Annotated in this window: 22 protein-coding genes, 1 tRNA gene and 1 other RNA gene; 7 read left to right on the top strand and 17 right to left on the bottom strand. The window is 35.4% G+C overall.

Features of this window, described 5'->3' with window-relative positions; all coding sequences use genetic code 11:
- Positions 1–13 precede the first annotated feature (13 nt).
- From U736_RS0104160 to U736_RS0104135, 7 genes are all read right to left on the bottom strand, one after another.
- Complete coding sequence (locus U736_RS0104160) at positions 14–1,435, bottom strand: UDP-N-acetylmuramoyl-tripeptide--D-alanyl-D-alanine ligase (protein WP_026500340.1); 1,422 nt, start codon at positions 1,433–1,435, stop codon at positions 14–16.
- On the bottom strand, positions 1,432–2,883 hold the full coding sequence (locus U736_RS0104155) for a UDP-N-acetylmuramoyl-L-alanyl-D-glutamate--2,6-diaminopimelate ligase (RefSeq protein WP_015856646.1): 1,452 nt from the start codon (positions 2,881–2,883) through the stop codon (positions 1,432–1,434). Before U736_RS0104155 ends, U736_RS0104160 begins: the two co-directional genes overlap by 4 nt.
- Positions 2,884–2,905: 22 nt before the next feature.
- The gene (locus tag U736_RS0104150; RefSeq protein ID WP_015856647.1) at positions 2,906–4,648 is read right to left on the bottom strand and encodes a peptidoglycan D,D-transpeptidase FtsI family protein; all 1,743 of its coding nucleotides are present in this window, start codon (positions 4,646–4,648) and stop codon (positions 2,906–2,908) included.
- Complete coding sequence (gene ftsL / locus U736_RS0104145; protein ID WP_015856648.1) at positions 4,648–5,052, bottom strand: cell division protein FtsL; 405 nt, start codon at positions 5,050–5,052, stop codon at positions 4,648–4,650. The genes U736_RS0104150 and ftsL overlap by 1 nt, the downstream gene beginning before the upstream one ends.
- Positions 5,049–6,047, bottom strand: coding sequence for a 16S rRNA (cytosine(1402)-N(4))-methyltransferase RsmH (rsmH, locus tag U736_RS0104140; RefSeq protein WP_015856649.1), 999 nt, complete (start codon positions 6,045–6,047; stop codon positions 5,049–5,051). The genes ftsL and rsmH overlap by 4 nt, the downstream gene beginning before the upstream one ends.
- A gap of 262 nt (positions 6,048–6,309) precedes the next feature.
- Positions 6,310–6,700, bottom strand: an RNA gene (gene rnpB, locus U736_RS11550) — RNase P RNA component class A.
- A gap of 83 nt (positions 6,701–6,783) precedes the next feature.
- Positions 6,784–7,293 carry a lytic transglycosylase domain-containing protein gene (locus tag U736_RS0104135; RefSeq protein ID WP_015856650.1) on the bottom strand — a complete coding sequence of 170 codons (510 nt, stop codon included), beginning with the start codon at positions 7,291–7,293 and terminating at the stop codon, positions 6,784–6,786.
- Between the two features lie 1,040 nt (positions 7,294–8,333).
- On the opposite strand from U736_RS0104135, the gene U736_RS12175 reads away from it, so the two are divergent.
- Complete coding sequence (locus U736_RS12175) at positions 8,334–8,489, top strand: hypothetical protein (protein WP_114647959.1); 156 nt, start codon at positions 8,334–8,336, stop codon at positions 8,487–8,489.
- A gap of 112 nt (positions 8,490–8,601) precedes the next feature.
- Here U736_RS12175 and U736_RS0104130 read toward each other — a convergent pair whose 3' ends face one another.
- The 4 genes from U736_RS0104130 to ettA all read right to left on the bottom strand — a co-directional run bounded on the left by U736_RS0104130 (position 8,602) and on the right by ettA (position 14,799).
- On the bottom strand, positions 8,602–8,979 hold the full coding sequence (locus U736_RS0104130) for a hypothetical protein (RefSeq protein WP_015856651.1): 378 nt from the start codon (positions 8,977–8,979) through the stop codon (positions 8,602–8,604).
- A 1,648-nt stretch (positions 8,980–10,627) separates the two neighbouring features.
- Positions 10,628–10,888, bottom strand: a complete 261-nt coding sequence (locus tag U736_RS0104120) for a hypothetical protein (protein ID WP_026500339.1) — start codon at positions 10,886–10,888, stop codon at positions 10,628–10,630.
- Between the two features lie 651 nt (positions 10,889–11,539).
- Positions 11,540–12,478, bottom strand: a complete 939-nt coding sequence (locus tag U736_RS0104115) for an ArsR/SmtB family transcription factor (RefSeq protein ID WP_015856652.1) — start codon at positions 12,476–12,478, stop codon at positions 11,540–11,542.
- A gap of 671 nt (positions 12,479–13,149) precedes the next feature.
- On the bottom strand, positions 13,150–14,799 hold the full coding sequence (gene ettA, locus U736_RS0104110) for an energy-dependent translational throttle protein EttA (protein WP_026500338.1): 1,650 nt from the start codon (positions 14,797–14,799) through the stop codon (positions 13,150–13,152).
- 162 nt (positions 14,800–14,961) lie between these two features.
- Between ettA and U736_RS0104105 the strand changes: the two genes are divergently transcribed.
- Positions 14,962–15,498: a hypothetical protein gene (locus tag U736_RS0104105; protein ID WP_015856654.1), complete on the top strand. Its 537-nt coding sequence runs from the start codon at positions 14,962–14,964 to the stop codon at positions 15,496–15,498.
- A gap of 46 nt (positions 15,499–15,544) precedes the next feature.
- On the top strand, positions 15,545–16,153 hold the full coding sequence (gene pncA, locus U736_RS0104100) for a bifunctional nicotinamidase/pyrazinamidase (RefSeq protein WP_026500337.1): 609 nt from the start codon (positions 15,545–15,547) through the stop codon (positions 16,151–16,153).
- A gap of 460 nt (positions 16,154–16,613) precedes the next feature.
- Here the strand turns inward: pncA and U736_RS0104095 are convergent, their stop codons facing one another.
- Positions 16,614–17,666: a DUF475 domain-containing protein gene (locus tag U736_RS0104095; RefSeq protein ID WP_026500336.1), complete on the bottom strand. Its 1,053-nt coding sequence runs from the start codon at positions 17,664–17,666 to the stop codon at positions 16,614–16,616.
- Positions 17,667–18,027: 361 nt separating this feature from the next.
- Between U736_RS0104095 and U736_RS0104085 the strand changes: the two genes are divergently transcribed.
- A complete protein-coding gene (locus U736_RS0104085; RefSeq protein ID WP_026500335.1) occupies positions 18,028–18,567 on the top strand; it encodes a helix-turn-helix domain-containing protein in 540 nt (179 codons plus the stop codon).
- Positions 18,568–18,959: 392 nt separating this feature from the next.
- Entirely contained in the window at positions 18,960–19,139 is a 180-nt protein-coding gene (locus U736_RS0104075; RefSeq protein ID WP_015856658.1) for a YegP family protein, read from the top strand.
- 507 nt (positions 19,140–19,646) lie between these two features.
- On the opposite strand, the gene U736_RS0104070 is transcribed toward U736_RS0104075, so the two are convergent.
- From U736_RS0104070 to U736_RS0104060, 3 genes are all read right to left on the bottom strand, one after another.
- Positions 19,647–19,829, bottom strand: a complete 183-nt coding sequence (locus U736_RS0104070; protein ID WP_026500334.1) for a hypothetical protein — start codon at positions 19,827–19,829, stop codon at positions 19,647–19,649.
- 53 nt (positions 19,830–19,882) lie between these two features.
- Positions 19,883–20,194, bottom strand: a complete 312-nt coding sequence (locus tag U736_RS0104065) for a hypothetical protein (protein ID WP_026500333.1) — start codon at positions 20,192–20,194, stop codon at positions 19,883–19,885.
- Between the two features lie 307 nt (positions 20,195–20,501).
- Positions 20,502–20,750, bottom strand: coding sequence for a hypothetical protein (locus tag U736_RS0104060; RefSeq protein ID WP_026500332.1), 249 nt, complete (start codon positions 20,748–20,750; stop codon positions 20,502–20,504).
- Between the two features lie 759 nt (positions 20,751–21,509).
- Here U736_RS0104060 and U736_RS0104055 point away from each other — a divergent pair.
- Positions 21,510–21,824 (top strand): helix-turn-helix domain-containing protein, encoded by a 315-nt coding sequence (locus U736_RS0104055; RefSeq protein ID WP_007347852.1) that lies wholly within the window; start codon positions 21,510–21,512, stop codon positions 21,822–21,824.
- On the opposite strand, the gene U736_RS12740 is transcribed toward U736_RS0104055, so the two are convergent.
- A complete protein-coding gene (locus U736_RS12740; protein WP_015856659.1) occupies positions 21,748–21,930 on the bottom strand; it encodes a hypothetical protein in 183 nt (60 codons plus the stop codon). The genes U736_RS0104055 and U736_RS12740 overlap by 77 nt on opposite strands.
- 1,690 nt (positions 21,931–23,620) lie before the next feature.
- Positions 23,621–23,697: transfer RNA gene (locus tag U736_RS0104045), tRNA-Ile, on the bottom strand.
- A 172-nt stretch (positions 23,698–23,869) separates the two neighbouring features.
- Here U736_RS0104045 and U736_RS0104040 point away from each other — a divergent pair.
- Positions 23,870–24,613 (top strand): SIMPL domain-containing protein, encoded by a 744-nt coding sequence (locus tag U736_RS0104040; protein WP_015856660.1) that lies wholly within the window; start codon positions 23,870–23,872, stop codon positions 24,611–24,613.
- The last annotated feature ends 12 nt before the right edge of the window (positions 24,614–24,625 follow it).

The raw sequence follows: 24,625 nt of genomic DNA, 5'->3' as shown, positions 1-24,625 counted from the left end.
AAACCTCTTAAAATTATGAAGAAACCGCTTTATAGCGGTCAAGCAATGCAGTCACAATATTTGATGAACAAAGGCTATTGGATGATTTAACCATAAGCAGATCCCCAGAAGAAATTTCTGCTAAAAGGAGAGATAAAATTTTCTCAATATTTTCAGCATAATGAACCTTAACACCAGCAGACAAATCACTAACTAAAGATTTCATCGCCTCACCAAATAGAAAAACCGGATTAGCACCGGAAAGACGTATTGGCTTTATTAAATCACGATGAAGCTTTTCACTATACTCCCCTAACTCTAGCATATCTCCTAAAATAGCAATTCGCCGCCCCTCTTCCCCGACTGGTCCTGTAGCAAGAAGCTCAAGCGCAGCACGCATAGAAGCAGGATTTGCATTATAGCTTTCATCAATGAGATAAAATTCACCCCCATTTGATAAAGACAGTCGATAACGAACACCTCGCCCCTTTTGAGAAGAAAAATGGCGAAAAGAAAGAAGAACAGGCTCTAACTCAACTCCCATAGCATCACAAGCAGCAATAACCCCTAAACTATTTTGCACAATATGGCGTCCGGGAGCACCAATTTGAACCTCCCTATCCCGTTCCCTAATACGTACAATCATAGAAGAACGATCAGTTAGAAGACGTATATCTCGCGCTTGATAATCAGCATTTTTGCTCTCACCAAAGCTTAAGATATTCTTTACACCGCATTTCTTTGCTTTTTGAACGAGATAAGAAAAAAAATCACTATCCGCATTTAAAATGGCAATGCCTTTCTCATCTAATCCTTCAAAAATTTCAGCTTTTGCCTTTGCTATTTCTTCAAGATTTTTGAAAAAACCCATATGTCCTGCACAAATATGCGTAATGAGAGCAACATGCGGACAAACCAGTTTGACCAGAGGGCGAATTTCATCTCTATGATTCATGCCAATTTCAAAGATACCATAATCACTCTCTATAGGCATCCGCGCTAAAGTGAGTGGAACCCCCCAGCAATTGTTTAAAGAAGCAAGATTCGCATGAACGTTCCCAGTCATTGCAAGTGCTTGTTTCAAAGTTTCTTTTGTCGTTGTTTTTCCCACCGATCCTGTTATCGCAATAATCTTAGCTCTTGAACGTTTCCGTGCAGCTTGTGCAAGTTTTTCTAGGGCTTGCAAAACATCAGGAACAACAATAAGTGGAGCAGATATTTTTTTCATATCCCTCAAACGGTGTTCCGCAACGATAAGAACGCCTGCACCTCGTTCATAAGCTTGCGCAGCAAAATCATGACCATCAAGATGATGCCCCTTAATGCAGAAAAAAATATCACCTTCCGCAAGAGTACGGCTATCAATGGAAACCCCAGAAAAAGTTTCTGGCATGCTTCCCATTACAACACCATTAATTGCAGCAACAAGTGCTTTCTTATCCCATAAAGCTGTCATTTCTTTCGGTCCTCTAGAGCTTCTATCGCTTTCAGACGATCTGAAAAAGGATAAGTTGTCTGCCCTATAATTTGGCCATCCTCATGACCTTTTCCAGCAATGATTAATGTATCACCAGCTTTCAAAAGCTCCACCGCGTAAGAAATAGCCTCACCACGATCTGCTATCTCTATTGCTGTTGGCACTGCCTGTAAAATATCCTTGCGTATTTTTTCTGGCATTTCTGTGCGAGGATTATCATCCGTTACAATAACAATATCCGCTTTATCCGCCGCAATTTTTCCCATCAAAGGTCTTTTTCCTTGATCACGATCTCCTCCACAACCAAAAACAACGATCAAACGCCCTTGTGTAAAGGGACGAACAGAAAGCAAAACCTGCTCCAAAGCTTCTGGTTTATGGGCATAATCAATATAAACAGGCGCATTATTTTCTGTCTTTCCGACAAATTCTAACCGCCCAGGTGCCCCCTGCAAAGTTTCAAGCGCAGAAAAAACCTTACGAGGTGAAACACCCGTTGCAATTGCTAACCCCGCTGCCATAAGCGCATTGGCTACCTGAAAATCTCCAGCCAAAGGCAAATCAAATGTATAAATATTATTTTCCACACGACACTCAATACACTGTTTTGAGCGTTGATGTTCAACACGATTAATCGTGATAAATTGCCCCTTACGACCAATTGTCAAGACACGGCGGCGCGCTTGTGTAACAACATCAATAACCTTTTGTGAATAGACATCATCAGCAAAAATCAAAGCGGGAGCAGATACAGGCAAAAGTGTATCAAACAACTTCATTTTAGCCCGCAAATAATCCTCTACCCCCGTGTGATAATCCATGTGATCTCGCCCTAAATTGGTAAAGGCACCAGCCGTTAAACGAACTCCATCAAGTCGTCCTTGATCAAGCCCATGCGAAGATGCTTCAAGGGCTGCATGCGTCACACCTTCATGAGAAATTTCACAAAGAAGACGGTGCAAGGCAACCGGATCAGGTGTTGTGAGAGAACCATAAACATTCTGTTTAGGAGAAACAACACCAACTGTTCCTATACTCGCAGCACAAAATCCAACATGAGTCCAAATTTGCCGAATAAAAGAGACAACAGATGTTTTACCACTTGTACCAGTCACAGCAACGACCGTTTCAGGCTGAGAACCGTAAAAACGTGCAGCTGCCAACGCTAAACTATGACGAACATTAGAAACACGTAAAATGGGAACAGGTAAATCCTCAAGAACAGCATGACAATCTGTAACAATTGCTCGTGCACCACGCTTTATCGCATCATCTATATAGTGTCTTCCATCACTTTTTTTTCCTTGAACAGCGACAAAAACATAGCCTGGCAAGACTTGTCGAGAATCTGCACTGATTCCTGTTATTTCCATTGAAGAAAGATTCTGATCTTCAAGACATTCTGTAAAAACTGTTCCAAACAACATAACGATGCACCTTTTATTCATTTTACCGTTGTTTAACGAAACTTGAATTGCTCTTTTTACTTAAAAGAGGCTCATATTCTTTTTTAAAATCGGGTTTTACACCAAGAAAACTAGCTGTGCGACGAACAATATTAGCAAGCATTGGTCCAGCATTCATCCCCGCTGTTGCTGAACGCTGTCCTTCTGCAGGCTTTGGTTCATCAATAATTGTTAAAACAACGTAAACAGGATCATCAATAGGAAAAGCAGCAAGAAAACTATTGAAATTTTTTGTTTTAGAATATTTTCCATTTTCAACTTTTTCAGCTGTTCCTGTCTTACCACCTACACGATAACCTTCGACTTTTGCATTACGTCCAGAACCAATATCACTATTTAATTTATAAAGGTAACGCATATTTTGACTTGTTTTAGCCTGCAAAACCCGTTTTGCATGGTGCAACGTTTGTCCTTTTGTACGTTTTAAAAATGTCGGAGCAATTAACCAACCACCATTCATTAAAGCAGCAGCCCCAACAGCTGTTTGCAAAGGTGTTGTTGCCATACCATGCCCAAAAGAAATCGTCATAGAATGGATATCCTTCCAATGATGTGGCACAATAGGATGGGCAACTTCAGGCAACTCTGTTGTAAGACGATCCAGTAACCCAAGTTTTTGCAAAAAACCACGATGTTTATCAATCCCTATCGCCAATGCCTCTTTAGCAGAACCAATATTGGAGGAATAAATAAAAACCTCCCATAACGTTAAGGGACGATTTTTCCCATGAAAATCATGAATAGTATACCCACTACTTGCTTTTATTGGCTTTGAAGCATCAATAATACTGTTTAAATGAAAAATATCAGAATCAAGAGCCATGGCTGTCGTAAAACTTTTAATGATCGATCCCATTTCAAAAGCTCCTGCCGTCATCCGATTGAGACGATCACTTTTTAAAGCTTCAATAGGATTTCCAGGATCAAAATCTGGTAGTGATGCCAAAGCCAAAACTTCCCCCGTATGTATATTTAAAATAACAGCTCCTGCAGCAATTGCCCTATAACGCTTCATAGCCTGAATAAGTTCATCATGAACAATTGCCTGAACACGCACATCAATCGAAAGTTGAACTTGTTTTAATGATTCTTCCATGGCAAGACCAGCGGCACGTAAAGCACTCAACCCCGCATCATCAATATATTTTTCCATACCTGCAATGCCCTGATTATCAACATTCACCATACCGAGAATATGGGAAGTTACAGGTCCATCAGGATAAAAACGACGAATTTCAGTTCGAAAACCAATTCCTGGTATACCAAGAGCCATAATTTGCGTCTTCTGCATTGGTGTTAACCCACGCTGTATCCAAGAAAAACCAGATTTTCTTTTTAAGCGCTTATAGGTTTCCTGCCAATTAAGATCAGGCAAAACTGTTGAGAGCAATTCAATTGTTTCATCCACATCAATAATACGTCGTGGCTCAGCAAAAAGTGAATAAGTTTTAATATCTGTTGCCAATAAACGACCATTACGATCAACAATATCAGGCCGTGCCATCAATTGAAGAACTCCTGGCCCCTTTGCTTCTTCAATCTGTCCACCTTCCAACCCGTAAGAAATAAGGCAAGCCCCCATGATGCCATATAAAATTAAAAAGCAGAACAACGAAAAAAGCAAACGTGGACGACTAGAATAAGGACGACGAACAGAAACATTATGATTATTCAACGAATTCTTTAAGTGCTTTTTCTTCTGTGAGAATAAAAAAGTCGATTTCATTACTGCGCGCCTTTTTGGACAACACCATTTATCTGAGAAGCCCGATTATTTGTCAAAATATCCTGATTATCTTCCAAGATATTTTGTTTAATCACTTCTTCAATTTGATCATGTATCCGTACCGGAATATCTTTAAACGCCACGATTTGACGCGGCTGTATAACCTCTAACTCAAGTTCTTTTTGATAACGTTTTGCAAGTTTTTGCATGCGTGAAGGCCTTATCATCACAGCCCACTCAGCACGAAGCAAACTTACCGTATTTTTTGCTGCAGCAATTTCATGCTCAAGATGACGAACTTCGTTCATTCGTTTTTGAACATCATATTTTACTTTATAAGTAAGACCTGCCATACAAATCATAATCATCACTAAGATCATATCAAATGTACGAAAAACTGTCATTTCTTGCCGCCTTCAAAACTGGCAATCTCTGCTAAACCAAATAATTTCATATCTGCTGCAAGAGCCTCTGCTTCAGTTCGTACACCAATACGCAACCGCGCAGAACGTGAACGAGGATTTTGCTGTAACTCCTCTTCACTTGCAGTTATCCCCCCTTTAAACAAAGGGAAAAATGTTGCTGGAGCCGTTTTTATTTCAGGAAGATAGCGTGATCTCATACACTCTCCTGAACGAAAAGAAAAAAATCTTTTGACCATACGATCTTCAAGAGAATGAAAACTGACAACACCCAAACGACCACCCGGTTTCAAAATGCGTTCAGCAGCAAATAAGCCACGTGCAAGTTCACCAATTTCATCATTAACATAAATGCGAAGAGCCTGAAATACACGTGTTGCAGGATGAATACGATCTCCCGGCTTACGTCCTATCAACGCTTCGATAGCATACGCCAAATCACCTGTACGCAAAAAAGGCTGAACAACACGACGCTTTTCAATCATCCGTGCAATTCGCCCCGCATAACGCTCTTCTCCTAATATCTTAAAGATACGTGCCAAATCCCTTGCTTTTAAGTGATTTACAACATCCCCAGCAGTAAAACCAGTCTGAGCCATTCGCATATCTAATGGACCATCTTTTTGAAAAGAAAATCCCCTTTCAGCTTCATCAAGCTGCATTGAAGAGACACCAATATCCAAAATAACAGCGTCTACCTTCTCTTCAACAACGCGATCCAACTGTGAAAATTCCATTTGCACCAAACGAAGTCGTGGAAAAAATTCTTCAACAAGCGATTGTCCCGCACTAATAGCATGAGGATCACGATCAAGAGCGATCACCTCCGCCCCTGCCTTTAACAAAGCGCACGTGTAACCACCAGCACCAAAGGTGCCATCAATCACTTTTGCTCCAACCAATGGCATAAGCCCAGCCAAAACTGGCTGCAACAACACTGGAATATGGCGTTCAGCTCTTTGATCCTGCTTTATCAAAATAATCCGTCTTGAAGTTATGCTGTCTCAAATCAACAGCTCTCTCATAGCAACTGATTTTAGAGTAACCTAGCCTTCAACTTTCATATTAATCACAATGAACGAAAAAACTAAAGTTATCCCAAGACAGATCCTAACGCATTATACTTAAAGAAATGTTATAATTTTTTAAAATACTCTTTGCTCAAGTGTCCATTTCAAACACATAGACTCCATAAAAGATCATATAATCGATCTTATAAAATATCGCGTATCATCATGAAATATCAGTCGGCCTATAAGCCGGGTTCTGTAGAGTAAAGCTTACACTTTACATGGCAACCATTCATCTGGGACGGATGTTACCATCCGCCTCGTGCAACCTACCCGAATGACTCGCCCGGAAATCGGCTGCAAATTAAATTTTGCACGTCATTTCTATTTGGTCTTGCTCCCGGTGGGGTTTACCTTGCCACATTCATTACTGAATGCGCGGTGGGCTCTTACTCCACCCTTTCACCCTTACCTATAAAAATAGGCGGTTTACTTTCTGTGGCACTTTCCCTAGGGTCACCCCCGCCGGGTGTTACCCGGCACCGTCTTTCCATGGAGCCCGGACTTTCCTCACCTGCCGCATTTTAGCATTAGACAAGCGCGGCTGCCCAGCCGACTGACGCATTAATTTATAAAACATTTTCTGCTCCGTGAAAATAGCCTCTTAAAATATTTTACAACAAACCTGTCTAAAAAGATGTTTTTATTTTAATGAAGCCAGATAAGTTTTCACTTTTGCGCAATATTTCGCCGAAATGGAATTCATTTTTTTTGCAGCATGACCTGCGTTATATTTAAGGATTGTACCACACGTACTTCCACCACTGAGTTTATACGCCCGTGCCAAATAACGCATACCATATTCAAGGTTGGTCGCAGGATCGTACAAATCCTGTACAGAACCACTAAAGCCCAACCCTCGTGCCGTAGAGGGTTTAATTTGCATCAAACCTATTTCGCCAGCAGCCCCCTTTATACCTGCCTTATAATTACTTTCAACTTTTACAACAGCATGTGCTAAATTAACGGGAACATTATATTTATTCGCAAGTTTCTGAATAAGAAACTCATAAGGACGATCAGAAATCTTAGAAGCAACAATTACTGAAGCTTCTCCTGATTCCGCAACATTTAAGACACTATGAGTCCAACTTATATCAATTACAAAAAATACAGCACACGCTGTATTTAACAAGATTTTCAAAAATTGCATTTTCTCTCTCTTCACTCAAACATTCTCAAATTCTAGCTGCAAATAATTTGCAAATGTATTGTACAAAAAAAGAAAGCAAAAGAACGGCTTGAAAAAGGAAAGAGTAAGACAATTTCAAGATAAAATTCTGCAACAAAAGAAAATCTCTTTATGCACAAATTATAGATTTATCTATATCATAAAATAAAAAAAATAAAGAGACTATAATTAATCTTATAGCGTATTAAATAAAATGATATAATCTGTAAATTTCTGCTATCACTATTGTATCACTCAATTTTTATATTAAAAAAATAGCATCTTAAAGAGAGACAAGAACATCTTTTTACCGAAGATCCTCAATATCAAAAAAGTTTCACAAAAAATATAAACTGTTATCAACACTTCTCTCTGGTTAATAAACACCCACAGCACTCTTTATGTCCGATAAAACCCCAACAAATCATAAAAAAATCCCCACTCCCATCATTGCGCATAAAAAATTCATAAATATACTAAAACCATCATACTCTTTACTAATTCAAAAGATTGCAACAGACTTTTAGCTCTCAAGATGCCTCAAAGAAGCTTTTTACTTCTTCTTTTGAAAGAGCTTTTATCCACACAAGCCTCTCACTTGTAGTGCACAAGAAACTAATTTTGATTTTTTCACCATGAATAAATTTAAAACGAGAGAATTTTACAATTCTTAAGATTCTCACTCAATATGAAAATGACAAATTATCATTATAAAACAATATGCTAAAAAAACTATATCCGTCTTTGTCCCTACAACAAAGCTTAACAATTACTTTTGTCTGTTTTTTGAAAAATGTTAGAAAACTCAATACCCCCAAAGCCCTTTAAATAAAAATAAACCCTCATCTTCATTCAAATATTTTTTTCTTTGTCACAAACTATCACCTTATCAGCCTTGCACCTCATTTTCAGAAATCATACAAATGAACAAATATCCTAAAATCCGTAGAACAAAGGAAGCCTAAATCCCTTAAAATTTTTTTATTTACCCATATCAAATAAAAAAACAACTGGCATATAAAATGCGATTAACGTGTTTTATTATAGTCAATACTGCTTTTGTCATTGTAGCGATTGATAATGCAATTAACTTGACCAATACCCTTGACAGACTTGCTTTCACTCCTGCAATGATTGCAACATTATCCTTATACTCCGATTGCCTATCTTTTGAGTAAGATAAACTTTGCTAATTATCTTACAAATTGATTATCTCCTCGGACTTTTCAACAATTCATGAAAAGCTCTTGCTGCTTAAAATAAAATCCAAAAGCGCGATTAAAAAAACAGCTAAAAATAAGCATTAGCAATGGAAGGACGAGAAATCGCTTTTGAAAGAGCCATAGCAACAGTTTCACCAGATTTGTGAGCCTGCTCACGACTCTGACCACTTTTAAAAGCAAGCGCAATTACATCACGACGCAGCTGCGCAATAAACAACTCTTGCTGTTGAGGACTCATCTTAGAAAGATGCTTGATAATATCTGGAAAAGATACAGACAATCTCTCTAACAACTCCTCCTCTGTTACATCAAGCTTCTGAGAAGAAAAAGAAGAGCGACCGGAAAAAAACTGATAAACAGCACTACTTTGAGAAGCAAAAAATACAGCGCCAAAAATAAAAAATACAAATAAAATAAAAACAATACGACGCGAAAAAGATTCCATTATCTCTTACCTAAAGATCACAGAACACAAACATAGATTCCTTTTATGATTCTCCTTATAGCATTCAACGATGCCTCAATAAAGAAAAATCAAATTATTGAAAATGAATACGCTAACACTATCTGCCCAACAAGACCTGCCCCCCATGTATTTAGGTAGTATAGGCGAAACAATAACAGATCTTACACTTCCCCCTAATAACACGCTACAACATCCCCTAAAACAATTATAAAAAGCCTGACTGAGGAAATCCTCAGTCAGGCCAGACAATCTAGGGGATCCACGCGGGGGGGGGGGAGGAGGTTCCCCGATCGTCCTCTCACATCAACCACTAAGATAGCCGATGCAATATTCTTGCTATGGAATAAAATTCTTTAAACAACAAGAAATTCTTATCATCTTCTACGCAAAAAAACATAAAAGAGTTATAAATTGTTTAAAAATGTTTAAATTTAGGCAAAAAAAGTTTAAAATGACCCAATTTGAAGCAATTTTATTTCAAGAAGCATCAATTAGAATCTACGATCATTATAACTTTTAAATAGTTTCTTTCATAATTCTGATGATCATAATTAAAAAAACCGTAATTTCTACGTATCCACCCTATAAAAATCAAACTATGTAAAAGTAGAATCACTTTTCCAACAGCAATCACCACAAAAAGAAAAATGTAGATTTTTAAAATCTTACATAAATAACCGTAAAAAATGAAAAACATCTTCTTGCAAGAAAACAATAAATTTAGAGAAATAAAATCTTATCTATCTTCATAAAAAATTTTGTAAATGATTATTAAAATATTGTCGCATCTCTCATGTAACAATCAATGAAGAATTTAAACAGCTTAATTTTATGAAAAAATGAGAACTCTGAAGATATTTGTTTCGAATCACGTCCTATAATCATTTCAAATAACGATAAACTATTTTACAATAACCAACAGGCTCTAACGCATTTTAACATAATAAACCGAGATCAATGCAGACAGTTTCTCTTAATCTCTATCATTTAAATGATCCCGTAAAATAATACACACAGTAGTTTCTATGCTCAAAAATTGTTATAGTCTGTTCTTCTAACGTAAATAATGCATTGATTTACAATCATAACTCATCATTTTACAACTTACATGAGAGATCTCAAGAACGTAAGATTCCCTTATTTTAAATCTTCGTCCATTGAATCAATGAATAGCCATACTATGGCACATCACAAACAAGAAAAAGCATATGGATAAAAAACATAAAACGATGATGCCCTATCAATTTTACGCTATACTAACGGGCTGCGTCATAAAATGAGCGGTAAGCATAAAAAGAAAAAATCACTTTTGGCAAGAAAAATGGACTTATTTAATAACCTTTTTAATAACCTTCATACTTCTCATGATAAAGAGATACGAAACTTTAGTGTAATATTACGCTTTTCTTTTCTACTTTCAGCCACGGACTATCCATAGATTATCGTCAATCTTATTTTTATGAATATAATGAAAAACACATAGACGAACGCCATATATGAATGCTTGTAAGAAGAAATAAACGTAAAGTCAGATACGCTATTATAACCATTGTTGTACAAAATGTTTTTAAAATTCAGAATATCACTCCAATCCATTACTAATTTATGAGTAATTTTATGGCGTCATCTACCAAGCTTTTACGTTTGCTATTACTTGTAAATCAACACCTGCTCCTAACATGGCAATATGCTTGAGGTAAAGACTAGAGCAAATGAGAACCATGTAAACAGTCCCAGCTTTTATATGCCCAATTAGAGTAAAAATATTTACGTCTGTTTGAGTAATATTAAAAAAACCATCATTTATTTTGAATGAAACATAAAAGCCCAAAGATAAAAACCTATTGCCATCTTTACCATCCCTTTCATTTGCCTTTACGACTTTCAAACACGCTCATAACGCTGTGTTTTAAATAATGAAAATCATGCATTGTCTTACCCTTTTACCCCTTCGTCTTTTTAGGGCATCTTTTTGCACCCCTCACTAAAAATTCCAAGGTACTTCTTATCTAAGCACCTGTTTTAAAGAGACATCGTAAGATCTATTGGGTACCACCATTTTTGACATTTATGAAGGTATGAGTCATCACTATATTATATTGTGCGCTACTACATCATATCGCCGCCGCTCTCATATTTAGAAATATGTATTTCCTTTTACAAACGGTATTATTTAGATAAATATCTTCTCTTGTAACAGACAAACAGACTCTTTTGGATTCTGAAACAGGAAATTTGAAATGAAAAAATATTCCTATATTCGAGCCTCTCATTGAAGTCTAAAAAATCAATATATTGGCTAATAAAACAAATATGATATCAAGACACCTTAAATAACGATCCTCATAGGCTTAACTCTATAGAAGGTGCTTTCATTACACAGTACATAGCCACCAAGCCCCTGTAAAACACCAATACTCTCATATAAAAACATAATACAAATGTAAAAAACAATAGATTATCAATGATTGAATAAAGTTTTATCTCTACGCTATTCCTTAAGAAAAATCAGAGAATAAAGCAGGTTAACAAACGCGATTTATGCAAAATCGACTTGTTTATCTTTGATATCGTCAACTAATAAACGCGGATCACGAGCAAGCCAAAGCGTAACCATACCCTTCTCACTGTTTTCATTTTGTATAGGAGTAAGACAAACCGTTTGTTCTGGAACAAGTCCCGTATTTTTAAGCCATTGTTCTATTTGTAAAGCCGAAAATCCAAAACGTATATGTGCTTGATCAGAATATGAAGACTCAATTTCATGATAACCAAAATCCACAATCAATAAACGTCCATGAGGACGCAAAACACTTGATATCTCATGAAGAAACATTTCAGGATTTTCAAGAAAATGTAAAACCCAATGAAGAATAACTAAATCAAAAGTTGTATCTCCAACAGACAAGTGAAAAACATTGCTATCAAGCACAACTTCAACCGCATCCGTATAAAGATTAGAAAACAATTTTAAGACAGAGTCTCCACCTATTCCAATATTCAGCATCGTTTGAAATGGTTTATCGCCAATGATTTCAAGTAAAGCGTTTTCCACACCATGATCTGCCATATAGGATGACCGTAATACATCCCATTGCAACGTATTTTGTAAAAAATGCTTCTTCCTCGTTTTTTGACGCTGCTTTTTAACATCCTTCAAACGTTCTAAATCATGCGCTAACAACATATCATGCTTTGGCAAAGCCGAAAGAACACCCATCACAATGTTTTTACCCCAAAAATCATGACAAAGCTTAAAATAAAGGCTATCTCCCTTCTGATAACGCTCAATCAATCGTGCTTCGTACAACAAACGTAAATATCGTGATATACACGCTTGCGACTGATCAAGAATAAAAATAAAATCAGAAATTGTTAAATCTTCATGACGCAAGAGCGTAAGAACACGTAAATGGTTTATTTCTGCGACCGCATTTAGCAGCACAATCATTGCATCTAAACTTGCACTTTTTTTCATAATTATCCCTTAAACATTCCTATAAACATTTGTTTACAGAAAAAAAAGTCAAGCATAAAACGCATATTCTCATCTATTTTGTTCTCTCTATTTTATTATACTATGAAAAAAATAGGCTACTGTAAAAAACGAACAGATTATCCCCCTGCTTCTCGTTATAATGATAATGCATTGATTTATAATAACAATTCATCATTTTCAACTTGAATAAAACATCGGAGTACCGTAAATTTTTCTCATTTCAAACCTATTCATGATAAATCAATCCAAATTATTCTCTTACAGCTCATAAACAGAGGAGACATATGGATAAAAATACTTTTTATAGCCATCTCAAAACAAGAACTGCACACTATTGAGAGAAAATAAATAACATGATGGTGCCAGCTTGCATTTTTATTAAGTAAAGATGATAATGCTCAATGACTAGAGCATTTGTAGAAATAGTGCTACACTCTTCATCTCCTCCTTTTCATTGCAATTTTACAAGCAATAGTCGGTTATATATCATGAGTAGAATAACCCTATCTAGGTCGTAATTTCATAAAGTATCTCTTACTATTTTCAATGAATAAAAACTTCCACAGAGTACACACACACTTTATTTATGAAATAACAAATGCAATAAAATACACCATTTTTTCAAAAACGTTGAGATAAGATAAGAAATTCTAGCGTGTAAGAGGTTTATAATTTGCATGCTTAGAATTAAGAGATTCCACCCCAAGACGACGAACTTTATCAGCCTCATATTCAGCAAAATTACCTTCAAACCATTCTACATGGCCATCACCTTCAAAGGCTAAAATATGTGTTGCCAATCGATCAAGAAACATACGGTCATGCGATATGATAACTGCACAACCAGCGAAATTTTCCAATGCATCTTCCAATGCACCCAATGTTTCAGTATCAAGATCATTTGTCGGTTCATCAAGAAGAAGCACATTCCCCCCCTCTTTTAGAAGTTTCGCCAAATGTACGCGATTGCGCTGCCCTCCTGATAAATTTGCCACCTTCTGCTGTTGATCTGCCCCCTTGAAATTAAAAGCCCCGCAATAAGCGCGACTATTCATCTCATATTTGCCTAATTTAATAATGTCATTTCCACCAGAAATTTCCTCCCAAACAGTTTTATTCCCCACCAAGGAATCGCGACTCTGATCCACATAACTCATGTGAACTGTTTCACCGATACGTATTTGACCTGAATCGGGCTGTTCCTGTCCCGTCAACATTTTAAACAAGGTCGACTTTCCCATACCATTGGCCCCAATAACGCCGACAATACCACCAGCAGGAAGTTTAAAAGAAAGAGAATCAATCAATACACGCTCACCATAAGCTTTAGAGAGATTATCAACTTCAATAACAACCTGTCCTAATCTTTCTCCAATAGGGATAATAATTTGTGCCTCTCCAGGACGACGCTCACGTGCTGCTTGAACCAACTCATCATAAGCCTTAATCCGAGCTTTTGACTTTGCTTGTCGCCCTTTTGGACTAGAAGCGATCCATTCTTGCTCACGTGATAAAGCACGTTGACGCGCTGCCTCTTCACGTCCTTCTTGAGCCAAACGCTTGGCTTTAGCCCCCAAATAAGCAGAATAGTTCCCCTCATAAGGAATACCTCTCCCGCGATCTAACTCTAAAATCCAACCCGTTACATTGTCGAGAAAATAACGATCATGGGTTATCAAAAGCACAGCCCCAGGATATTCACGTAGATGCCTTTCAAGCCAAGCCGTCGTTTCAGCATCTAAATGGTTTGTCGGTTCATCCAAAAGTAACAAATCAGGTTTTGACAAAAGCAATTTACAAAGTGCAACACGCCGCTTCTCACCACCCGAAAGTTTTGTTACATCCCCATCGGCTGGCGGACAACCAAGAGCAGCCATAGCCATTTCCACTTGACTTTCTAAATCCCAAAGATTCTGACTATCAATAATGTCCTGAAGCCGTGCACTTTCATCAGCCGTTTCCTCGCTATAATTCATCATCAATTCGTTATAACGCTCAAGAATTTCTTGTTTATCTGCAACACCTTCCATCACATTGCCACGCACATCTTTGCTCGCATCAAGCAAAGGTTCTTGTGGTAGATAGCCACAGCGTGCTCCTTCAGAAATCCATGCTTCTCCCGTATATTCCTTATCTAGCCCAGCCATAATACGTAAAATAGTTGACTTCCCTGCACCATTCGGCCCTAAAATACCGATCTTCGCATCTGGATAAAAAGACAAATGAATATTTTCTAGAACTTTTTTATTGCCGTAAGACTTGTTAAGCCCAGCCATATGATAGATAAATTGACGTGCCATAAATTTCTCTTTATATTGTGCGATATTAAAGATTAGAATTTTGAAAAAAACTGCTTTTGCTTTTTGAAACTGTACAGTAAATAGCACTTACATCGTATCAAAAGCTTTTCACTTTATATTGGTACATTTTTTCTAATCTCACAAGCCCCAGTATGGTCCTGAATGCAAAAAAACATCCCCCAAAAAAGCAAAAAGCAAATCTTTTTAGCTGTACCTGAAACCTGTTATCAAACATTGCCTCTCTTTTCCATACCAGATATAACATTGTATTTTTATCGTATTAAACCAACTTATCAATGTAATATGGTACCAAAAAGAAAAGCAATTCTCTATGCGCCTTCTTTTTTCGCTTTATGGGCTTTATATTACGCAGTAAAAAATCCTTCCCTTTTTTCATCGATTTTTTGCTACGGGAAACAATGGTCTTCCCCCCTTGCCTTGACATGGCTTAAATTACGTTTACAAAACGATCGCCGCCTTATGGGATCTGACGTCCCAAGCCCAATGATCATGAAAGCTTTGCATCAACACATAGCAACAAATGACTACAGTGCACTTCCCATTGGTACGTGGTTACAATTCGTAAAAAACTATAAAACCAATTGTAAAAACTTATCCATCCCCCTCTTTTGGCTTGATAATTATAAAAATAATATCAATATTCAGCAAATCATTTCAAAACTTCAAGACGAAATATAGCTTTTTAAAAATACGATAAAAGATCATCTCATATAGGAATATATTTATGGAAAAAAAAGCCTTAATCGTCATTGATGTTCAAAATGACTTCTTACTAGGTGGAGCACTTGCCGTACCACAAGGTGATGCTATTTTACCCGCCGTCAATAATCTCATAAATCATTTTGACCACGTTATCTTAACCCAAGACTGGCACCCAAAAAACCATTGCAGCTTTGCTTCCTGCTATCCTGAAAAAAAGCCCTATGATACCATCATTCTTGACTATGGTCCTCAAATACTCTGGCCTGATCATTGCATACGAGGAACAAAAGGAGCAGAATTTCATCCATCTCTTAGAGTAGAAAAAGCACAACTTATCCTTAGAAAAGGCTATAATCAAAAAATGGATAGCTATTCTGCTTTTCTTGAAAATGATCAAAAAACACCAACAGGTTTACAAGTTTATCTCAAAGAACATGGTTTTACCAAGCTTATTATGTGTGGCTTAGCAACTGATTTTTGTGTCGGATTTTCTGCTCTTCACGCTATACAATGCGGTTTTAAAGTCAGTGTTTCATTAAATGCCTGTGCTGGTATTGATGTAAACGGATCACTAAACACTATGCTTAAAACTATGAACGAAGCTGGTATAGAGCTTTTAATGGTCTCTTAAAATATTCTTCTCTAATCTACTACTATAATATACTGATTTATAAAGGATAAATTATTTTTCACATATTTAAGTGAGAGTCTAGAATATCGTAAATTCTCTCATTTCAAACCTGTTTCAAAACCATTCTCCTACACGTTACAAAGAGAATCAATGTATGAATAAAAATCATTCAAAAAAACAGTAAAAACACTTCTTATGAACCATTAGATGCAAGAGCTTGTCATACTATTGAAAGCTAGTAAAAAGTATAGCATCAGCTTTCTGTCTTAAATTTAGGTCAAAAAGCACCTTAGAGATTGTACACTATTCCCTTCATGAGTAGTATCATGCGATGGACTCAACTTTAAAACAAAAACGCAAATAAGCAATAAAATAGAATAGTATTTTATTTTGCATAAAAGACCTCTTTCTATTCAAAGATATGCGATAAACAAAAGCCTGAGAAAAGAAGAAATCTCCATTACTTAGACACAACATGTTTATCCAATTGACGATGCTTAAAACGAATCGAAGAATATAATGCCATTCCAATAATACAGACTCCTACAAGTCCTGTTAAAACTTCAGGAACCGATATAATCGTTTGCAGATACATAATCACTGCAAGAACCAAAATTGCATAAAAAGCCCCATGCTCCAAATAACGATAATGCAATAATGTTCCTGATTCAACCAACATAATTGTCATAGAACGAACGTAAAATGCACCGATACCAAGACCTATCGCAATAATAAAAAGGTTGTGTGAAAAGGCAAAAGCACCAACCACGCCATCGAAAGAAAAACTAGCATCAAGAACTTCTAAATAAAGAAACGCCCCTACTCCCCCGTGAGTTACTGTTGTTAAAGTCTTTTGAGGGGTATCCAAGAGATGACCGACAACTTCAACACCGATAAAGGTCAAAAGTCCATAAAGGGCTGCCAATAAAAAAGTTATTTTATCTTCTGTGTCAATCTGAGCTGAAACAAATAAGATCAAAATCAAAACAATTGCAATATCAATCCCAACAAGCGCCCCAAACTTTTGAGCAGGTCTCTCTATAACATTAAGCCAATGTACCTCTTTTTCAGAATCAAAAAAATATTTTAAGCCAACCATCATAAGGAAAGTGCCTCCAAAAGCAGCAATCCCCATATGTGCATCGGTTAAAACTTCAGCATATCGGTGTGGTTCCCATATCGCTAATTTGACTGCCGCAATTGGATTAATCCCAACAGCAACGACAACCACCAATAATGGAAAAACAATTCGCATCCCAAATACAGCTATCAAAATGCCCCATATAAGAAAACGACGACGCCACAACGGATCCATTCTACTAAGAACACGCGCATTGATAATAGAATTATCAAAAGATAAAGAAATTTCTAAAACTCCTAAAACAAAGCAAATAAAAAAATATTTAAGAAAACCAGTAATACTTTCCGTTTCAAACCAACCAATAACCCCTCCTAAAAAGACACCAATAATCGTGAAAAAAAAAGCAAACCCAAAATAGCGTAATAGGGCCATGATCATTCCTCAAAGTTTATTTTCTCATTCATCTAAAACACACCCAGTCCAAATTCAAAGTTTGCATCTCTTTAAAGTTGCATCTATTGATGCAGAAGTGTATAGAATATATATGGTAAAGTTACATGAAAATTCTCTCAAAAAAAGCAAGAGACAAATGTAGCAAACAGAGAATTTTGTTTTGAAATGAATATCAATTGTCAATACAACAAGCGAAAGATTTCTTTCTATCCACGAAAATAAAAAAATAAAAAGAAATTAAAGCTATAAATATTGACATTATATCATAGAATATTAATACATAGTGTGCTTTTATTATTTAATGATTTATACCATGATGATTTACTGAGGGAGATAATTCGTGGCACGTCCTGAAACTGAATCAAAAACCATATTTGGAAAACGTTTACGTTATGTACGTCTTGCTTTAGGCGATCCATCACGTGAAACCTTAGCTAAAAATTTTAGCATGACAAAAAATTCCATTGCTTTTTATGAGCGTGGAGAGAGAGAACCCAATCTTAGTGTCTTACAAACATACCGCACGTTATATGGTGTCAATATTAATTGGCTTTTAACTGGACAAGGAAAAATGTTTGACACCGAATATACAAAAGGTGATTTTGACTGGAATTATTTTATTAAAAAAATCGAAGGACTAGAAGAAACTCTTGCCAATAGTGATCGTAATGAAAAACCGAATCAAGAAAAAATCGACAGTTCTTATGAAAAATTGCAGCAATATTTGTCAAGACAAGGTTTATCAAATGGACTTAACCCCAAGACTACAACCTCTCTGATCGATATGAAAGCTAAAATGGCCAATTCTTATACTCTTAGCTTATTCATTGATTTACTCATTCGAAGCGTATCCCAAAAAGAGGTTATAGCTAATCAATAAACGTCTGTTTCAAAAGAAAAAGCAAGAAATGATAAAACTCTACCAGTATGGAGAAGAGTATTTTTTACTTTATCCATGCTGGTGAAATTTTGTATAATTTATAAAATTTATTTCTGTAATGACAATAAAAACATTCGCATTTTAAATGAAATTATAGTGTCTTTAAATTAAAAAAAATAATTTTATAGTATAAAATTCTCATTCATATCTTATTGACAAGATTTTTTTTCTTGTTAAAAGAATAATAGCTCTCATAGAAATTATTTTTTAAGGTCAGAAAATTTAAGGGGAATATATTGACGACTTCCTATAGAGACATACATTAGTGTTCACAGACGGATTAGTTAAATATTTATCCTGAAAATTATCAGCTATTTTATGAGGTGGGAAGCATGTATTTTGAGGTGTTTCAAGGAGTTCACAATCAATGGTACTGGCGTTTAATCTCAGGAGATGCACAAAAAATTGCTTTTTCTAGTAAAGGTTATCCAACAAAACAAGATATTCTAGTCAATATTGAACAAATCAAAGAAATTACACATAAGGCTCTTATTAGAGAACTACAGTCCTGACGTTCTTTACCATTAAAACAAACGTTTATTTTGTGTAATGGTATGGTGAGTTGCTTTTGTGACAAATAAAAAGTGATCGTTTTTCCCTCAGCGGGAGGAGGTTTTTGTGTTATTTCTGATACTCACAAATAACAATCACATTCTTGCAGTTTATTATGTTTGTTTTCAATCATACTTAAGTTTCTATAGCATTTATCAAAAAGAAAGTCTCTTAAGTCTTGTATTTTTCATAAAAAATAAACACACATGAAGAAAAGATAATTTATCAATGAGAATATAATTACTTTACAAGATATTAATATCTTTTATGCTCATATTCCTCTTCTGCATTTGATAATCATAACTGACTTACCCATTTCATCTTCATAAAAAGCAAATATCTCTTTCTTTCTATTATCATGCAATTTTTTAGACATATTAGCTGAAACTATCGTAGCATTTATACCTTATATCTAAAAGGAACGTGCAAAATTGTTTCCAGCATACTGGATTGTATAGACGCGCTTTTTAATAACCAGCATACCTATAAACTGGTTTATCACCATAACCTCTTATTTTATAATCAAAGGCGCTCTGTCTTATAAACTTAAATGTTTTCATAAAATCAGAGTAAACTTGAATATTCTCTTTCAATACAATCTCTCCATCAGCACCATAATTGGCTTCATTAAAGTTTATCTCTCTCGTCATTCCAATCTTCCTAACACATTTCCAAGCCCTTTAATGCAAAATATGAATACATATCACTCTTTATCATATTCAGATTTAAGCATTTTTTGATATTTCTTTTCATTTTTTTCATATTGTTTAATTTGTTTTTTCAGTTTTTCAATTGCTTGGTCTCGTCTTTTAATCACCATACTTTGCTCTCTAATAGCTCTATCTCGTTCTTCAGTCATCTTCATAGAATCTCTTAAAAACTCATGCTTTATTCTTCTAGATTCATCTTTTAAAACTTTCACTTGACTGCGATAATATAAAGAAAACCGAAATATAACCCCGCTGCACAACAAAACAACAACCATTGCTCCCAATAAAATTTCGTTTACACTCATTTGGATCTCCCTTAATTGTCGCTCAAGTGATCATCTTGACCAATTTGTTTCATCCTCAATCAAAAAAAGAATGCAATAAACCGCATGTTCCAAGTGTGAACAATCACTCTCGGCATTCTTATTTTCTCCATTAAAGTCATTGATAAATGACGCAAAAAAATCTCTGAAAGCAGCTAAATCTACACGCTTACACCAATTATTTGCGACACATTTATTGACACAAAAAACAAAAATAAGGAACGTCAAATAAAACTAACGACGCAACGCAATCGTACAAGCCTTGCCCAAATCGTTCCTATCTTCCTTTTTACGCCATGGGGAATGCGGCTATATATGAAAGTTTTTCATTATTACAAAAATCATCAGTGTCACAAAGCACAGCATTTCTGTAAAATTTTGCCTTCCCAAAAATCTTTACATCACCATAAATTAAAGCATCACTATAAACTCGAGCCTTTCTATAATCACGAGTATCACCATAAAATTCAATACATTGAGCATTCAAAACTTGATCAAAAAAGACCGCATTAGCGTAAACATATGCATCTCCACTCATATTCGAATAACTATAAAATTCTTATCTTTCATAAACATGCAAATTCTTACGAACGACTACACAACCATATGTTAATGCATTGTTATAAATAACAATATCATTGTAAACACAGACTTCATTATAAACTGCAGCTACCTTAAAACACACCTATCCCCGTAATGGCATTGATCGAATGTATACACCCTACCAAACAACCACCTATGTGACTCAGATTACCTTCCTGTTTAATAAAATATCCAAGATCACTTTTTTGATATTTCTCAAATTTTTTAACGCATATATACAATATACCATCTGATAGTGATCTAATTTATTACAATAAAGGAGAAATCAGTATTCTTTGCCTATGAATTTACATTTTTTCTACAGCCATTATCCTATCTCTTAAGGCTCTAAAGCTTCGTTATACTCACACACCACCTCAACACAGAATTTTTTTTACAAATTCTGATGTTGGGGTATATCTTGATTTATAATGCTGCTACGTATACTATCACAGTGAAATCTCATAAACATACGAGTGTGTATCGCCATTTCTGGTATACACGTTTATTTTTTCACAACCGTGGAACCAAGCAACCATTTTTTATTGATTCGAATCTGAAAGTGTATGGGGACATTTTGTTATTAGTTAAAAACAACTCTATATGCTTCATTAGCGAAGAGCTACACATGGATATTTTCACGCTCCTTGTATCATATATTCTGGATTCGCAACGCAATATTAACGCTATAGCGTAAATATGTAAAGGTCTAAAAATGACAAAGACTGAAAAAGATTGGTTCCAACGCTTAGTTGAATTGATTAAAAGTGACGGACGAACAATGATTGAAATAAGCAGAGCTGCAGGCTGTGGACAAAATTACGTCCAACAAATGATAAATGGAGGAAAGAGGCCTTCAGTAGATAAACTCATGGCTATTTTGAACACACTGGGAAATGCTAGTGCCATATATGTAATAACTGGTTTCAACATCTCCGATGAAGACTTAAAACTCATAACTTTGATTTCGTCTGGAGATAAAAAGAAGATTGAAGCCTTAAATGTTCTGTTGAATGAGCAGAATCTGTAGAATTTTCTACTCTATCCAATATCGCTTGCTTTTGAGACGTCGACAAAGACTCCCATTTCACAATAATATCAGATAAAGTTGTTTCAAATTTTTTATCATTCTTCATAGTCATACTCCATGTAGTCAAACTATATAACGCTAAAGCGTTTAAATATATCTCATACCTTAGAAAAAAATATTTGCAATAGGCAGTATGGAAGCAATTGTGTACAAACTTATTTTACAAAATCAGATGAAGTTCTATTAGTCATGTACCATGGTGAAACAGAAAGCATCACGCGATCCAGATCTTCTTACGAAAATTGGTATGATCTATCAAAAATGCGAATAATGTTACGCATATCTTGTGATTCGGACCAATAACAAACTAATGTGAAAATATCCCTGAAGACACTCCTGAACTCTATATAAGAGAACACGAAAAAGCTTTTTTGAAAAAAAATATATCACAATTTTATTCTACATAGCACCATCTATGTTTTTTAAACAATATTGCAAAGCAAGAATATAACAATGTTATAGGAATAAATTCTTATAAACAGAGCCACACTACCTAAAACTCTGTAACACGTTTATAGGTAACCTCCCCTCTAAACGCACCTTGTAAATACTAATATAAGTCTCTACCATAAGCAAAAATGATACTATTAAAAAATAAAACGAATCACCACGCATAATCCTTGTACGTAAATTGTATTGCAGATTTACAACAAGAGAGAAATTCCCTTCTGTAAATGAAGAATTATATTTTCAAAGTATGATTTTGAAGAAAAGTATACTTTTCCAAAAAAAAATTACCCTCTCTGCCAATAATTTTTCATAAGAGAGAAAACTCATAACAAAAATAAAACTCTCTACACAATCAATACGAGAAAAATGTTAGTAATACAAAAAAGTGCTAGGTTTACCGAAATATTGCCAATCCCTTATGAGAGTAAAATCAAAAAAGACTTCTGCTCTTCAATAATAATTCGGATTACATAAAAACTCTATAATTTGAGCATTAAGCAAAAAATACACAAAGACAGAAAACGGCATTTTAACGAATTTTCCAATATAATAGAAAACATTTCTTACAGAATAATAAAATGCTTATTACAATAAAATCTGGATGATGCAAAGCGATAGAAACAATCACTCAATTGACTTTTCAAAGAACAATTGATGAAATTCTTTTCAGAAAACACGCCACCGTCAATATTTCTCAAAAATCAAATAGAACTCCTCTTGGGAAAAAGAAAATATCAACAAATGTTATCATCGTTGACCCCATGATACATACGATCGCCTATGGATTACATCCTCTTATATACAACCTTTCATCACGATAATGCTATTCGAACATCTAAAAGACATTAACATCACTCAGAAAAAAGCAAATTTACACTAAATGTTTTTTGAGCCATTTGTTCTAAACAGATACAATCTTTAAAATTGGTTTTATTGGGATCTGTTTATTTACAGAACAAGCATAAATAAACTTATCCAATGAAGCTTTTAGCCTTCTATTTTATGAAGAACATCATGCAGAAAAAGTACGAAACAGTATATGAATTAAGAAAGTAAATAGCGTCACATATCAGTTAATCCAAATGCTACAATGTTTCAAATGAGAGCACTTCTTTAATGAGACTAAAAAACATACCATCACTTTATATTAAAGCGACTGATAGAAAAAAACAGCAACAAACAATGACAAAGGATTTTAGAACAAACAGGAAAATAAAAAAAACGAAAAAGGTAGAATCCCAAAATTTTTAATAAGCTACCCATTTTTCTATTGGCCATTTCCCTATTGGTGGGCCCGGAGGGACTCGAACCCCCAACCAAGCGGTTATGAGCCGCTGGCTCTAACCAATTGAGCTACAGGCCCCATATATAGGTTGTTTCTCTCTAAACTAAAATGCCCTATGATACAAGAGCTGACGAAGATTATAACCCATCTTTTTCTCTTTTCTATTGGTTTTTTTTTCAGTGCCCTAATTTCTTTACAAGAACTCTTAAAAATGAGAGAATAGTTAACTGACAAATATAAAGGTATAGATATGATAGAAAAGAAAATTCAACCACTGAAGGGTTCTCTGGTTAAAGCAGTTATATTAGCATTTACACTCTTAGCCACATCGTTGACTGTACGTGCTTATGCTGAAGAAAATAAAATGAAAAATGCAACTATTACAGTAACTGCAATCGGAGAAAGTCAAGCTGCACCGGATATGGCAATTATTAATCTAGCCGTTGTTACCTATGACAAAACTGCCCAAAAGGCATTAGCTTCCAATAATCAATCCATCAATGATATTATAAAAGCTTTTAAAAACGATGGCATCCAAGCAAATGATTTGCAAACATCAGGTTTATCCATTTATCAGTCGACTTCTGATAAACACCACGAAAAAAAGAATAATGAAAAACTCTATCATGTTTCAAATTCTTTAACCGTGCGCATTCGTGATCTTAATAATGCTGGTAAAATCTTTGATCAAGCGATGACTCTAGGTGTTAATTCAGTTAACGGCATTACTTTTACCAACGCAGATACAAAGCCGTTTTATCAAGAAGCACGTAAAAAAGCCATTACTGAAGCCATTGAAAAAGCGCAAACGATAGCGCAAGCAGCCGATTTAAAATTAGGAAAAATTATTGAAATCAATGAAAGGGATGATTACTACCACCCAACACCACGTCTCATGAGTAGAGCAGCAGATGCAAGCTACGAAAATACAAATTTTGCAGGTGGTGAATTAACTTATAATGTGAGCGTCACTGTCGTCTTTGCGATCGATTAAGTCGCCAACTGT

It is taken from the genome of Bartonella grahamii ATCC 700132, assembly GCF_000518085.1.
Taxonomy (GTDB): domain Bacteria; phylum Pseudomonadota; class Alphaproteobacteria; order Rhizobiales; family Rhizobiaceae; genus Bartonella; species Bartonella grahamii.
This window is presented reverse-complemented; position numbering and strand designations above follow the sequence as displayed.

Bases quoted from the DNA above. Each gene is read 5' to 3' on its own strand.
- U736_RS0104055 (WP_007347852.1), top strand. From the start codon at position 21,510: ATGACAAAGACTGAAAAAGATTGGTTCCAACGCTTAGTTGAATTGATT.
- U736_RS0104130 (WP_015856651.1), bottom strand. From the start codon at position 8,979: ATGGAATCTTTTTCGCGTCGTATTGTTTTTATTTTATTTGTATTTTTT.
- U736_RS12175 (WP_114647959.1), top strand. From the start codon at position 8,334: ATGCGATTAACGTGTTTTATTATAGTCAATACTGCTTTTGTCATTGTA.
- U736_RS0104060 (WP_026500332.1), bottom strand. From the start codon at position 20,750: ATGAGTGGAGATGCATATGTTTACGCTAATGCGGTCTTTTTTGATCAA.
- U736_RS0104115 (WP_015856652.1), bottom strand. From the start codon at position 12,478: ATGAAAAAAAGTGCAAGTTTAGATGCAATGATTGTGCTGCTAAATGCG.
- ettA (WP_026500338.1), bottom strand. From the start codon at position 14,799: ATGGCACGTCAATTTATCTATCATATGGCTGGGCTTAACAAGTCTTAC.
- U736_RS0104070 (WP_026500334.1), bottom strand. From the start codon at position 19,829: ATGACGAGAGAGATAAACTTTAATGAAGCCAATTATGGTGCTGATGGA.
- U736_RS0104075 (WP_015856658.1), top strand. From the start codon at position 18,960: ATGTATTTTGAGGTGTTTCAAGGAGTTCACAATCAATGGTACTGGCGT.
- U736_RS0104160 (WP_026500340.1), bottom strand. From the start codon at position 1,435: ATGACAGCTTTATGGGATAAGAAAGCACTTGTTGCTGCAATTAATGGT.
- U736_RS0104135 (WP_015856650.1), bottom strand. From the start codon at position 7,293: ATGCAATTTTTGAAAATCTTGTTAAATACAGCGTGTGCTGTATTTTTT.
- ftsL (WP_015856648.1), bottom strand. From the start codon at position 5,052: ATGACAGTTTTTCGTACATTTGATATGATCTTAGTGATGATTATGATT.
- U736_RS0104040 (WP_015856660.1), top strand. From the start codon at position 23,870: ATGATAGAAAAGAAAATTCAACCACTGAAGGGTTCTCTGGTTAAAGCA.
- U736_RS0104150 (WP_015856647.1), bottom strand. From the start codon at position 4,648: ATGAAATCGACTTTTTTATTCTCACAGAAGAAAAAGCACTTAAAGAAT.
- U736_RS12740 (WP_015856659.1), bottom strand. From the start codon at position 21,930: ATGAAGAATGATAAAAAATTTGAAACAACTTTATCTGATATTATTGTG.
- U736_RS0104065 (WP_026500333.1), bottom strand. From the start codon at position 20,194: ATGAGTGTAAACGAAATTTTATTGGGAGCAATGGTTGTTGTTTTGTTG.
- pncA (WP_026500337.1), top strand. From the start codon at position 15,545: ATGGAAAAAAAAGCCTTAATCGTCATTGATGTTCAAAATGACTTCTTA.
- U736_RS0104155 (WP_015856646.1), bottom strand. From the start codon at position 2,883: ATGTTGTTTGGAACAGTTTTTACAGAATGTCTTGAAGATCAGAATCTT.
- U736_RS0104105 (WP_015856654.1), top strand. From the start codon at position 14,962: ATGCAAAAAAACATCCCCCAAAAAAGCAAAAAGCAAATCTTTTTAGCT.
- U736_RS0104095 (WP_026500336.1), bottom strand. From the start codon at position 17,666: ATGGCCCTATTACGCTATTTTGGGTTTGCTTTTTTTTTCACGATTATT.